This is a genomic window from Ancylomarina euxina (assembly GCF_003863355.1).
Lineage (GTDB): Bacteria > Bacteroidota > Bacteroidia > Bacteroidales > Marinifilaceae > Ancylomarina > Ancylomarina euxinus.
On the sequence record NZ_QQWG01000013.1, the window covers coordinates 111,064 to 125,806 of the forward strand.

Annotated in this window: 6 protein-coding genes; all 6 read left to right on the plus strand. The window is 37.4% G+C overall.

All coding sequences use genetic code 11. The annotated features are described in order from the left end of the window. The first annotated feature begins 19 nt into the window (after positions 1–19). The 6 genes from DWB61_RS12750 to DWB61_RS12775 all read left to right on the plus strand — a co-directional run bounded on the left by DWB61_RS12750 (position 20) and on the right by DWB61_RS12775 (position 14,625). The gene (locus tag DWB61_RS12750; protein ID WP_125031293.1) at positions 20–6,685 is read left to right on the plus strand and encodes an aminotransferase class I/II-fold pyridoxal phosphate-dependent enzyme; all 6,666 of its coding nucleotides are present in this window, start codon (positions 20–22) and stop codon (positions 6,683–6,685) included. Positions 6,686–6,869: 184 nt separating this feature from the next. Continuing rightward, positions 6,870–7,343: a protein-disulfide reductase DsbD domain-containing protein gene (locus tag DWB61_RS12755; protein WP_125031294.1), complete on the plus strand. Its 474-nt coding sequence runs from the start codon at positions 6,870–6,872 to the stop codon at positions 7,341–7,343. Positions 7,344–7,637: 294 nt separating this feature from the next. Next, positions 7,638–8,753 carry a PLP-dependent cysteine synthase family protein gene (locus DWB61_RS12760; RefSeq protein WP_125031295.1) on the plus strand — a complete coding sequence of 372 codons (1,116 nt, stop codon included), beginning with the start codon at positions 7,638–7,640 and terminating at the stop codon, positions 8,751–8,753. A 299-nt stretch (positions 8,754–9,052) separates the two neighbouring features. Then, entirely contained in the window at positions 9,053–9,502 is a 450-nt protein-coding gene (locus DWB61_RS12765) for a DUF4625 domain-containing protein (protein ID WP_158614417.1), read from the plus strand. A gap of 460 nt (positions 9,503–9,962) precedes the next feature. After that, complete coding sequence (locus tag DWB61_RS12770; protein WP_125031297.1) at positions 9,963–13,127, plus strand: TonB-dependent receptor; 3,165 nt, start codon at positions 9,963–9,965, stop codon at positions 13,125–13,127. A 202-nt stretch (positions 13,128–13,329) separates the two neighbouring features. After that, entirely contained in the window at positions 13,330–14,625 is a 1,296-nt protein-coding gene (locus tag DWB61_RS12775) for an IS5 family transposase (RefSeq protein WP_125031298.1), read from the plus strand. Positions 14,626–14,743: the final 118 nt, after the last annotated feature.

The following is a 14,743-nucleotide window of genomic DNA, read 5'->3' on the forward strand; positions in this document are numbered from 1 at the left end:
CTAAACAACCATAATTAAAATGCACGTAAACGGAAGGCCACAATCCGCATTAAATTACGAGGCACAGGTTTTTATCAATCTGTACCAATCTTTGGGAGAAAGAGCAGAGAACTTTCTTCCACATCGTATTTTTGAAAGCCTTACACAATTTGTAAGGCTTTGTTATGAAGAATCAGACGATCCGGTCAATCAAGAACTGGAAATCAACAAGCGATTATTAGACCTCAAAGAGTCTATTCCTGCTTATGTTGATGTTTCGTTGATGATTTTCCCTCATGAAAACTCAAAAGCATTCGAGTACAGTGCCAAACGACAGTCCTTCGTCAAGAGAATTAACCACCTAATGGACATCGAAGCTGTAGACGAAAAGGAAAAGAAACAGCTGAGACATATCTTAAATGCACCCGACTTTTCTGTTGGGACACCACCCGTAAGTCAGCACCTGATCAATTTCCTGTATCAGATTTTACTGGGCGATAAGGTTCGTGAGCTGCGCAAGTTTCGCGACGTCATCGGTGTAAATGGTTATATCGAAGAGGCTCAATGGAATTACCTTTTAGATGTGATGGATCAGCTTGTTGTTCAAAGTACTCATTACACAACAGCTAAGGAGAAAGAGCATTTTCTGACCCGTACCGAATCGACCGTCAATTTTAAGGGCTTGAATGGCTTTATCAGAACCCTGGTTTCCGGAACGGCAGATACGGCTATTAAACTCATTCGTGATGAGATTTTCCAGCCTGAGATTGTGCGTGTGATTGAATTCACAAGTCCCGATGAGGTTTACGGCCAAATTTGTGAGGATACAACCAGTATTTTTATCATAAAGGTGCAGCATATGCGTCGAAACCCACTGAATGATTTCAAATGGTTTCCATTGTTAACGCGTATGATCTTTGTTGACTGTTCGCTTGAATCATTGGCATCTAACACCAGTCTGGTATTCTCCTTTCACAACGAAGTGATCAATACCCTGAATAAGGTTCATACCAAGAAATTGGGAGCGCCTGCCAATACTCAAATGAATCTGCGTTTGATTTTGGATAAGGTGAATTCCCGAAACTTGGAGAAATTCCGATTAGCTGCCGAAGCCAAAATTAAGGATTACGAAGAGGAGTTGGCACGACTGAAAAAGGAACAATTGGCAGAACCTGAAAATCCTGATCAGGATATCATCCTATATAAGTTTGATGAGTTCGCTCGTCAGATTATTAAAGACAAATACATTTTGTCGAAACTGGTTGCATTCATCTCTTTTGTTGAAAATATAAAAGATTCAAAAAAGCAGACTGAGACCATTGAGATTTTGCTTCAAGAGTTTGAGACTCGCATGAAGTCCTATTTCTATGGCAATAGCAAGGATATTGACTTGGCTACCATTGTTGAAGGTGGTGGTAGAAATCAATTGAAAACCTATGGTGAATATCTGCTCGAGCGTAAGTTGAAGAGTTTAAAAAAGGATGTTGTTGAGCGTTGTCGTGTTATTCTTGATATCATTCCAGATAGCTATCAGCGTACCCTGCACAACCATTTTCATAAGAATTTTGGCATTAATCTTTTCCTCGAGAAGTATAAAGAATATCTTATAAAGGCTGAGAACGAGGCGGATAATAAAGGGCGTTTCAGTAATCTTTTGATTGATCTTGGTATCGAGAAAAAATATGAACAGAAAAGCGAGGAGGATAAGCAAATTATTCGCGAATTTATCTCAGGTTTGGGTAATCTGGAAAAGACATCAATCTCTGATGATGTGCAGATGATTATTCGTGATTTGGTTTTAAATCGCACTTATGTGAAGCCTTTTATTTTCCTGAATCAGCAAGCAGCCTGGGAGTATAAAGATTTGTTCCCCATTGAGCAATTCGATATGAATGCTTTCGATGTTGAGATTGAATTAGATGATGAGGGGCGTATCGATTACGAGCGCTTTTTAATCAAGTTGCAGCGTATAAAGAGTTCTTTTCAATTGTTTGATGAGACAGGCAGTTTGTGGGATAATTTTTGTGCTAATTCGACTATCCTAATCAACGACCCATCGAACCCAACAGGCTATACGGATTTTAATAATGTGGCGTTAATAAAATTCCTGAAGTTCATTAGCAATACACAGTTAACCCTTTTCCTGGATGAGGCTTATAATGATTCTGTTAAGATTGATGATCCTGAGGAACCAAAGTGGAGAACAATTTCTTCATATATTATTAATAATATAGCCAGTTATGCACGTATTTCTATGGTGGCATCCATATCGACCACTAAGAATTTGGGCGCAACTGGCGATCGTTTGGGAGCTTTGGCTGTCACTGAGGCTAAAAAAGATTTAACGGCTTTTGCCCGTAAACAATCAGATGCAAGCAGGGGGAATTCTTGCTCACTCTTTATGTTGGTCAATGTTTTGGAGGTTGCTCAGCAAGCCAAGCGAATTAAGGTTCAGATGGATGAGGCCCTTCCTAAGGATGCTTCTCGTCATAAGGTGAAGCAAAAGCTGGAGGACTTTATTAAATCGAAGGTGAAAAGCAATGTGCCTACAACTATCGCACTCAGTTCGGAGTCCACCAAGAGAGAATCTTTGTTTGAAGGGAGTCCGCTTCATATTTTCCTTTTGGATGAGTTACTCTCTTTAGATAAGCTTGATGTACTGGAACTTCCTGATGATTTTAAATATAAGGGAGAAGCTTTCTTTTCTTATTACAAGCAGCATATAGTTGGTGAATTGAACCAATTCCGTGTGAACCGAATCTTTAGATCCGAATCTATTAAAAGGTTGAAGATGGCCAAGGAAGTGGCTGCTAAAATCATAGATGAACAGCAATTAAGCGATGTGGGATTTTTGAATTCGGAGGGAGCTTACTTGTTTAATATGACTTTGAAAGGTTATTCTTCCTATCAGGATCTGGAAGCTTTTACTCAGGTATTTGCTGAGAAAAGAGGTATTGCTGCCATACCATATAAAACGGGTATTGTTCGTTTCTCACTAGGTGACTATGTGGAAGGAAGCGAGGCGAGTTATCAGATCTATGCCAAAGAGTTAGAGAATGCATTCAGGTTGTTTATCACGAACTGGATTCGTTTTAACGAAGGCAAAAAGACGGGTGGGCTAGAGAATGATGCGGTTTTAAATGAACTCTTCCCAGTGAAATTAGATAGAGGGTTTATCGAATCAGTCCTTGAGGATTTTACGCAGATACGTGATCTTGAAAAACGTACGAATCAAAGCTTGAAGATCAATGATATTAAGACTATGTATCATGCATTTCCTAATGTGTGCGGCGTGAGTATTAATTCTATTGGAGATTCTACGAATGCAGTGATCGAATTCTACGAGAATATTGGTCAGTGTACCAACTTGGTTGAATTTCTAAGTAGTCAGGCTTTCTCAAAGATTTACGAGAATCTATTGCCTCAGATCTACAAGAATATACCTGCAATTAAGCATTTGGATATCAATGAGGTTTTGGCTCGTTATGGCAAGCCAACCATCCAGAAATATGTGAATAGTAAGCTGAAATATCAGCCTAATGCACATGTTCTTGACGGTCCGGATGAGAAACTGATCATGACGGAAATCCTGATTGATATGGAACGGATTCTCTTCTCCGATTCCAAGGTGAAGATGTTGGTCTTGAATGCCAATGAAAAGGACCCATCGGGCGATTTAGCGAAGCTTGAGGGGTATAACGTTATTCTACGTAAGTACATACGTGAAATTCTCTTGCACTTCAACCTGCCTTTCGAGAAAGAATTGATAGAACCTTCCATTGATCAGTTGTTTGTAAAAGCAAGTGAGCGTCTGCAGGAGATATCAGGTAAGCAGATGAATGGCGTCAATTTTGATTTATTGGTTCAAGATTTTTTACAAAATCTAACTTCAGAAAAAGCTTTGGCCGAGCATTCTCATAAGAATCTGATATTTACTTCTGTTCAGTCAGAACTTGAGACCTTATTAAAAGGTAAATCTGCAGAAGAGAAGCTACTTGCTATCTACCTGATTCAATCAGATGTGGCCTTGCTTAAGAACCTGATGGATTCGGTGAATCGCTTGTTCCGTGGATTGGAAACACATGATGAACCAGATACACGCTTGTATTCGGAAAGTTTGATTGCCAACGAAGCCAAGGTATTGCTGGAGCAAATTGTTCTTCGTAAATCGTTTAAGTTAGTCGAAGAGCAGATTGTAAGTGAAGCCAGACAAATGAGTTTGTTCTTGACTTCTGCTTTGAATCGTATCCGAAATACGCAGCTTTACAATAGGTTTAATCATATTTTGATTAAGCTCTTGAGCATGGATTATCTGTGTCAAAACTCCAAGCTGAATGAGATGATTCAACATGGATTTACCTTGTATCAGGATTTTGAAATGGAGAACAAGGTTTTGGATACCCATGAAGGAGGCAAACTTTCCTGGATTAATGAGGTGATGACCAAGTGTGGTGTGATTGCTGCCGAGCAACCTGTTCAAACGCACACGCGTATGAATACCGATGCAAAAAAGAGGGAGTATCCATTCCATAAAATTGATAGAGCTAATCTGGAAGATCTTAAGATTTCGGGGCCTGGTGAACAATCGCCGAGAGAGTTTATTAAGAATATGTCGACACGTCCATCTTCAGATTTCTTTGCAACGCGTATGTCTAAGTTTATCCAGAATATGGATATTGACGATTACCGTTGTCGAATTGTAAAAGGGGGCTTGGTTAACGAACTGTATGTTTTCCAGAAGTCTTACATGAAGTACCTGGCTGATAATTATCGATTAGTTGAGCCAAAGGCCGTTAGTCTTAAAGAAGCCAAGAATTTTGTGCCGGATATTGTCTTGTTTTTAGGTGCACCAGAAAAGGTGATTTCCTACCCACAAATTGGTTATTTCGATTTGAATGGACCCAATGGAAAGATCAAAACGATTGTCACGCCTCTTAAAAAATCGGTGGACTATTTTGGTGACGTGAAAAAAACAAGATTAACCATGCTGAACGAGAAGGTGAAAGAAATGGGAGGTGCTCCTGTTCATGGTTCATTCTTTGTGATTGAAGGTGATGATGGTTCTTTGTTTGGTTTATTAATCAGTGGTGACTCTGGAGTGGGGAAGTCGGAAATGCTAGCAGCGATGATGCTAAAGTGGTTGAAGAAAGACCTGCCAGGGATTCGTTCCATTAAGTTGGTTGCGGGTGATATGCTTCATCTTTTCCCCGATACCGAGGGGAACTTGTATGGCGTAGGTACCGAGCTGGGAGATTTCTCTCGTGTGACTGACTTTGATCCGGAATACATCAAGCAATACAGACCTCTATTTGAGTCGAGTGCCGATTCCAATGTAGAGGATTTGAATTCGAGATCGACCATTTCGGGATTCTGCGACATTAGCATGCCTTATAAGGTTGATATTATTTTAACAGCTAATAACTTCTCTAAGAATGAGGCTGGCATTGTGAAATATTCCAATGCTGAGAACTTTATGCTTTATCGCGATGCCCATGGTGAGCGTAAGGAAAAGGCGACGAGTCAGGATAACCCACATTTTCAACGAACTTTATTGCGCTATACGGGCGATAAGAATATTGTGGAAGTTTTGGATCAGCATGGTAACTATTTGGATGAAGTTCTGGATTGGGAAAAGGATCCAAAGAATGGAAAATGGTACTTGGCTTCTTCCTATAAATTGATTGAGAAGATCGATATTGAAGAAGTGGTCAATAAGATATTTACCAAGAAGCGATTCCATAGAGAGGGATTGGATTTAGAGCTTAAATCTATCCGTTTTGATATCATTAAGAATCGATTTATTGTGACCGCTCAATCTATAGATTCATCTGTTGACTTTGTTCTGGATCGAACCTTCTTTAGCAGCATCTTTAATTCTTTGGCGAGTACACCAGGTGGTAATCCGTTTATTCATGAAGATGAAGAGTTGGAGATTCGTAAGTATCTGATTGAAGTTCTTAAGGGTGGTAAAACGGGTAAAGGAAAAGGCAAGCACATACAGTGTGGAATTCTTTCTACTGATTTGGGTAAAAAGGGGAAGGAGATTACTGGGCCACAAAAGGCTGCTCAGGATGTGAGACGCTTGATACAAGAGGTTCGAAATGCCAATCCGGATATTCACAAAACAAAGAATTTAGTGAAAAAGGATATCGAGCAAAAATATGGCTGGTTATTCTTGCATCATAAGAAGAGTTTGGAAGTGGAGCGATATAATTTATTTTTGTACCAAATGGAGCAGATGAGAAAGGCACGTTTTACCAGACTGGATAATGCAAAGAAGGCAGTTGACTTTTCAATGTTGGATGGTTATGAACCTTTGACTAAGAGTCATCAATTTAGTCCTTTGTTGGTCACGCCAAACATTAATATTGAGCTGAATAGTTTCACTGAAACCTATGAGCAGTTAATGTGGTTGCCCAATAATCAGGACTTTGCAGAGTCGTTTTACGAGGATTGTGATCAGCTATATATTGCAGAGGCTTATAGTGAAGAAACCATAGTCAACAACATGATTGTTCAGCTTCTTCTAAAAAATGGTTATATCGCGGTGGAGGATCTTTCTCGCGGAAAGATTACCGAAAAAGCGAATCGTGAAACCATTGCTGCAGCCAAATTTGCTGCAGTGAAAAAATACAGGGAGCATACGACAAAGGAGAGTAAAACCAATGAGTCTATCCTTAAAAAGCAAGGTAAAACGAAAAAGTAGCCTTGTTCATTTTATTTCTTTAAAGCCATCCTTCGGGGTGGCTTTTTTCATAAAGAATAGCTTGGACTCAGATAATTAACATCCTTTAATGGTTTTTTCTGTCGATTAATTCACCCATCTTGGTATTTTAGGGGTCATTATTATAGTTAGAAATGATCTAAAGGTATAATTAATAAGGAAAGATATGAGTAGAAAAATTATAGTATTAGTTGGTTTGTTGTTGATGGTGAGTAGTCTGTCTTTTGGGCAGATATTAACCCCAGCGAAATGGAAGGTTGAATTATCAAAGCAAGAAATTAAAGTAGGCGATGTAATTGATGTTATTTTTAAGGCAAACATTGATAAATCGTGGCATTTGTATTCAAATGATTTTGATCCGGATTTGGGACCTATTCTAATTGAATTTGATTTTGAAGAGCACGTAAGTTATGAGCGTATTGGAAAAGTTAAGCCAATGAATGCTAAGAAGCACTATGATAAGGTTTGGGAAGGCGAAGTAAGCTATTTCGAAAATACAGCAGAAATGCGCCAGCAGATTAAAGTGAAAAGCTTACCATTGAAAATAGAAGGAACCTTTGAATTTCAGTCTTGTTCTGACGAAAGTGGACAGTGTGTTATGGGGGATGATGAGTTCGATTTGAACTACCCTGTCAAATAATAAAAAAAAAAAGTCATTAATATGATATGAGCCATCCTTTTGGGTGGCTTTTTTTTGCATGATCTTAAGATAAGGGCTTAATCAAATTTTAAATAAGCTGACGAGTATGACAAACTGTAAATGTTAAAAAAATGTTCAAAAGGGACTTTCTTTCTAAGGTTTTAAAAAAATAACTGATTTTTTTTCCTTTTTCGTTCACCCATTTTTTATAATAAGGGGTCTTATGTGTATATTAAGATGTTTTTATCCTTAATATAAGTTGTATTATGAAACTCAAACCCAGATATTAAAAATATGGAAAACAACATCCCTTGCAAAAGAATAAATGGTCTGTCATCTTTAGTTGGAAACACACCCTTATTAGCGATTGAATTTGAGTACAAAGGTCATATCAGAACCCTATATGCCAAAGCTGAATATTTGAATATGACGGGTAGTATCAAAGACCGAATGGCCTTTCATATTATTCAAAAAGCTTATAATTTGGGAACACTAAAAGAGGGCGATCGAATTATTGAAGCCACCAGTGGTAACACAGGCATTGCTTTTTCAGGTATTGGTAGAGCTATGGGCCACCCTGTGACTATTTTTATGCCCGATTGGATGAGTCAGGAACGTATTAATCTGATGAAAAGCTATGGTGCTGATATCCGTTTGGTAAGTAAAGAAGAAGGCGGTTTTCTTGGTAGTATAGATATGGCTAATAAGTTGGCTGCTGAAGATGAAAAAACATTTCTACCACTGCAGTTCTCTAATGGTGATAATTGCGAAGCCCATTACAACACTACAGCACCAGAATTATGGTGGCAGTTGAAATATCGAAATATAACTCCTGATGCTTTTGTTGCTGGTGTAGGAACGGGAGGAACGGTTATGGGAGTAGGTCAATATCTAAAAGAGCAAAATCCAGCTATAAAGGTACATCCTCTGGAGCCTTCGAATTCACCAACGATGTCAACTGGACATAAAGTAGGCAAGCATCGAATTCAAGGCATTTCTGATGAGTTTATTCCTTCGATCGTAAAGCTAGATCAATTGGATGAAATTGTGAGTGTTGATGATGGTGACGCAATTGTTATGGCTCAGAAACTATCTTCTATTTTAGGCTTGGGAGTTGGGATTTCTTCAGGAGCCAATTTTCTGGGTGCTTTAAAAATTCAAGAAGAATTAGGACCCGATTCTGTTGTGGTTACTGTTTTTGCTGACGATAATAAGAAATACCTGAGTACCGATTTAATGAAAGAGGAGCCGATTAAGGATGATTTCATGGCAACTGGTGTTGAATTAAAGAAATTTAGGGCTCTTAAGCGTGTCTGTCATACTTGTTGTGATCCAACTGATTGTGTAGAATCAACATTTGAAACGAGTTATGAAATGGTTAAATTGCCTAACTGTCCAAGACGAAATTAGAAATATTTGATTCATTAATTCTATTAATCAATAAAGGGAAAATCGATTGTTTTTCATCTTGTTGATTAATAGAATTAACATTTATTAACGGAATTATTCTGTATTAAAATTTTGATATTCATCAAGTTTCCTGATCACTTGACATGTTGAAAGTGTCATTTAACGGAGAAGTGTTCAATGATCTTTTATTTTTTCTACCAAGTCGGTTTACTATTTTTATTTTTGCTTCACCGAAATATATAATTACTAAATATAAACCTATGGCAAATTTTACTTCCCCAAAGAGTAGGATTAAAAAAATGAGATTTAATTCAAAACTGTTTATCTGTTTGTTGACATTTCTTCCATTATTTGGATTTTCAGATGTTTCACAAATACAGACTGATAAGATATCTCCTAAAATTATATTACAAAGCCCAGAGACTTATTTTGAAGTCAAGCGGGGTAAAACAATACACGTAAATGCTCATTTACAAGATAATTATGAATTAGAATCCTATAGGATAGTTATAAGAAAAGGTGGTATTTCTTCGGATCAGTATGCTGATGCTTTTTCAACTTATCATCTGCTTGATGCAGATGGAAATGCTTTACCAACAATTTTAGGTTTGAAAACTTTTCAGCTAAATCTTGATATCAAGGTTGATGATAAGGCTGTTGTTGGAGATTATAACCTTTTTCTATATTTGAAAGATAAGGCGGGTAATGAAAAAATGATCGAACGTTTTTTTAATGTTTGTTGTCATTAATAAAATGTTTATTGAATAAATACGACTGACTAGTCATTTTATACAATATTGAACCACCTCTTTAGAGGTGGTTTTTTTATGTTTTAATCAATCATACGTCTAATACTTAGTAAAATAATGATTTCCTATTACTAAGCGAGAATGGAAAGGGATTAAACTTAAAAAATAAAGTATTTTATAAGTTGTCTGCTATTTTGTGAAAATAACAGGACTTCAGTTTTTTCAACAACAGTGAAAGAATGCTGTACAGCTGATGAGAAATATAATTGCATCATATCTTTAAGATAATTTTCTTTACTAATCAATAAAAAACATAACAATTTATTGATTAGTAAGTTTAGATTAATAATTTAAGACTCAGGTTTATACGCTTTGAAAATATTGATCATTGGATAAGTGTTTATCTATTAAATATCTTATTTTTATAAGATACCTAATATTTAACCAATACTTTTCAATAATGAGAAAACACAAATTTCGCATAGCATTCGTTATCGTAATGCTTTTTTCAGCAATAGGTGGATTTTCGCAAGGTGTTACCACCTCTTCACTAACCGGAAAGGTAATTGACACCAATGGTAATCCAGTTTATGCAACTACGGTTGTGGCCACTCACACGCCAACAGGTACACTTTATGGTTCTATCACCGGAGAGGATGGCCGATACCATATTAGAAATATGAAAGTGGGAGGCCCTTACCAGATTAAGGCAAGCTTTGTTGGCTATAAAGAAGCTATTCAAACTGACATTTTTCTTCAATTAAATAAAACTGCTGAAGTGGATTTGACTCTGGCAGAATCTAATGTGCAGATTGATGAGGTTGTGGTAAAGCATGACAGAAACAGTGTGATAAGCTCGGATCGTACGGGTTCTATGACCAGTGTAAACAGAGAACAAATTGTTGCTCTTCCTACCATCTCACGTAGTCAGAAGGATTTAACACGACTCACTCCAGAATCAAACGGTAATAGTTTTGGTGGGAGAAATAATCTCTATAATAACTTCTCTCTTGATGGTTCTATTTTCAATAATTCCTTTGGATTAGATGTTTCGACTTCGGGTGGGCAAGCAGATGCACAACCTGTTTCCCTTGATGCAATTGACCAAATTCAGGTTTCACTGGCACCTTTCGATGTTCGTGAGGGTGGTTTTACCGGTGCTGGTGTCAATGCAGTTACTAAATCAGGAACCAACGAATTAAAAGGAACAACCTATTACTTTTTCCGTAACGAAAGTATGGTTGGTGAAAAAGTGAAAGGTACTAAAGCTCCAAATCTGGATTTCAGTACCAAGCAATATGGTTTTAGTTTGGGCGGCCCAGTCATTAAAAATAAATTGTTCTTTTTTGTGAATGCCGAAAAAGAAAAACGTGATCAACTCGCCCATAATTTTGTTGCAAATAACCCAAGTAATGAAGGGGCAAATGTTACCAGTGTAGAGGAGGCAGATATTAAAGCCGTACAATCACATCTTCGTGATGCCTGGGGTTATAATCCAGGAGCTTACCAAGGCTACAATCACGAAACCGATAATACCAAATTTCTGATTAAGTTGAACTATAATATCAACAAGGATCATAATTTGACCTTACGTTATAATATGCTTGATGCCTGGAAAGATATTTTACCACATCCAGAGGCTATCATTGGTCGTGGACCAACTAGCTTCCGATTGCCTTTCGAAAATTCTTCCTATCGAATTTTCAATAATATCAATTCTATTGTGGGGGAATTACATTCCATGTTCAATAATAAATTTTCAAACAAGTTACTGATTGGATATACCTCTTTTCGAGATAAGCGCAATCCCAAATCGGCTCCTTTCCCAGTTGTGGATATATTTGATTCCAATGGGAATTTGGCTATAAGTTCAGGTTCAGAAATGTTTTCGACCAATAATGTTTTGAATCAGGATGTTTTTCAGTTTACCAATAATTTGACCTATTATAAAGACAGGCACACCCTTACTGCAGGTTTAAACTTTGAGCGTTTTAAGTTCGAGAATTCTTTTAATCTTTTTTATTACCCATGGAGAACATATGGTAGTGTACAGGAATTTATAGATAATCCTAATGGCTATGATTTAAATCAAGATGTTGTTGATTCTCAGCAGAAAGCTTTCTTGTGGTCAAAAGTTGATGTGGCCCAGTTTGCCCTGTATGCACAGGATGAGTTTCGTGTGAATGATGATTTGAAACTGACTTTTGGTTTACGTGTAGATATTCCGATGTATTTCAATGATATCCCTAATACCCCCGCAGTGCAAGAAGCAACCGGCTTTGGTGGTTGGGTAAATGAAAATGGCAATTCCGCACGAATTAATCCTGCAAACTGGCCAAGTTCCAAAGCGCTTTGGTCGCCTCGTTTTGGATTTAATTACGATGTTAAGGGAGACAAGTCTGTTCAGCTCCGCGGTGGAACGGGTATCTTCACAGGTCGTATTCCATTTGTATGGTTAGGGAACCAATCCTCTAATTCAGTTATTAATCCAGGTTATACCTTCCAGGTTAATGCCACTGCTGATGATTTCCACTACCCTCAGGTATGGAAAAATAATCTGGCAGCTGATGTCAAATTTGGTCAGGGCTGGTTGGCTACAATAGAAACTATTTATTCAAAAGATGTTAATGCCGTTGTTCACCATAACTACAATATGCGTCCTCCAACGGGGAATTTATCAGGAACGGGTGATAAGCGAGCCATGTTTACTGATTTCAGCGAACAGAATATTTATTCCTCTTCAACGGGAAACATTGGTTTCCTTGAAGCAGGAGCATTGGTGCTGGATAATACAAGCAAAGGACACCAATATTCCCTTACCGGGAAATTGGCCAAACGATGGGCTTTGGGTTTAAGTGCTGACTTAGCTTACACGTATCTTACCTCAAAAGACTTAACATCCATACCTGCTGAGATTGCAGCTGATGCTTTCCAAAGAAACCCTGTATTAGGAAATCCTAATGATCCAAGCTTATCCTGGTCACGTTACGGTTTGAAACATCGCTTTGTTTCTTCTGCCATGTATCGTAAAGTTTATGGTAAAGGGAAATTTGCTTCAACCATTTCTATGTTCTTCGAAGCTGGTAAAGGAAATCGCTATTCTTATACATATGCCGGCGACCTTAATAATGATGCAATCAACAATAATGATTTGCTTTATGTTCCTAAAGACATGAGTGACATCATGTTTGGTACCGTTGATGGTGGGGTAGGAACCGTAGCTCCTGATGCTGCAGAACAATGGGCTGCTTTGGATGCCTTTATCAAACAGGATGATTACCTGAAGGATAGACGTGGAAAATATGCAGAACGTAACGGTGCCATGTTGCCTTGGTTTACCCAAATGGACGTTCGTTTTTTACAGGATTTCTACCTGAACATTAATGGAAAGAAGAATACCTTCCAGTTTTCTGTAGATATTTTAAATTTTGGTAATCTGTTGAATTCCGATTGGGGCGTTCGCGAGTTTGCTTCCACTTTTACCCCAATTTCTGTAAACGGAGTTGATGCCAACAATGTTCCTTATATGAAATTTAACAAGGACCTTAAAGATTCTTATGTTGACGATTTTTCAGTTAATTCTAAATGGCAAATGCAAATTGGTTTGCGTTATATTTTTAACTAATATATCTAACGATAGATGTTGAAATGATGATGGCTGCTCTTCAAAGGGCAGTCATTATTGTTTTAAACGGGTTGAATTTGTCGTATTCTAAATAGGGCTTGCTGAAAAACATTTAATCTCCTGGTGATCAGTGAATTAATCTGTTTTCAACTGGTAAGTGTGCATGGTTTTTATTATCTTAAGGTCTTAAAGTCATGCACTTATGATAAAACATTCATTTCATACTCAATTAACGATCGAAGAATTTAAAACACCTTTCGAAAGGAATTTGTCGAAAGAAAATCGTTGGGTAAAATTAAGCGAAGTCATTCCATGGGATCATTTGGCTTTTTACTACATGAAAACAATGAGTTCAGAGACTGGACGTCTGGGGGTATCACCACAAACAGTGATTGGAGCAATGATAATAAAACATAAGCTCAAGCTTAGTGATGTAGAAACCATTGAAACCATCAAAGAAAACCCATACATGCAGTTCATGCTTGGTTTAAGTGAATTTCAAGAAGAATCTGTTTTTGATCCATCTTTGTTTGTTACAATAAGAAGGAGGATGTCAGCAGAATTATTTGATCAGTTCAATCAGGAGATTATTAAATGTGCCGAGGCCAAGAAAGATCATGGACACAACAAAAGAAACAGGGATGAAGATGGGCATCCTAAAAACAAAGGCAAGTTGCAAATGGATGCCACAGTTGCAGATCAGGAGATAAAATATCCTACAGATCATGACTTGTTAAATGACTCAAGGATCATTAGTGAACGGGTTATTGATTTTTTATCTGCTGCTTTAAGTCTAGAAAAAAAGCCAAGAACATACAGACGAAAAGCACGTAAGGATTTTTTAAACCTATCAAAGAAGAGGAAAAAATCAAAGAAAGATATTCGTCGATGTAGCAAACAGCAGCTTCAATATCTTAGGCGGAATTTCAAAACCATAAATAAGTTGTTAGACAGGTTTGACAGCCTACCTCTACCAGCAAAATTGCTCAAACAATATTGGGTTATTCAGCATATTTTTGTACAACAAAGTTACATGTACGAAAATAATATTCACAGATGCGATGATCGAATTGTTAATATACATCAACCGTACGTAAGACCTATTGTAAGAGGCAAGCAAAAATCAAAAGTTGAATTCGGTGCTAAGTTAGGCTTGAGTTTGTCAAATGGCTTTTCGAGATTAGATACCATTAGTTGGGATGCATATAACGAGTCCTTTGATTTAAAGAAGTCGGTAGAATCATACAATAAATTACATGGTCATTATCCAGACTTGGTACAGGTAGATCAGATATATGCAACAAAAGAAAACAGAGCGTTTCTCAAATCATTAGGGATAAGAATTACAGCAAAGCCCTTAGGACGCCCATCTAAACAAAGAAAGGAAGAAACAGCTTATCAGAGAAGGAAGAGGAAAACTGAATTTAACGAAAGAAATCATGTTGAAGGGAAATTCGGACAAGCCAAAAGAGGATACAACATGAATAATACCAATTAAATATCAAAACACTTCTTATATGATTCGTTAAAGAATGAAGAGTGAGTTATTGATTTAACGATTTGAGTATTTATATTATCTCTAATAAACAGATGTAGCCACTGTTTCACAGCGTCTA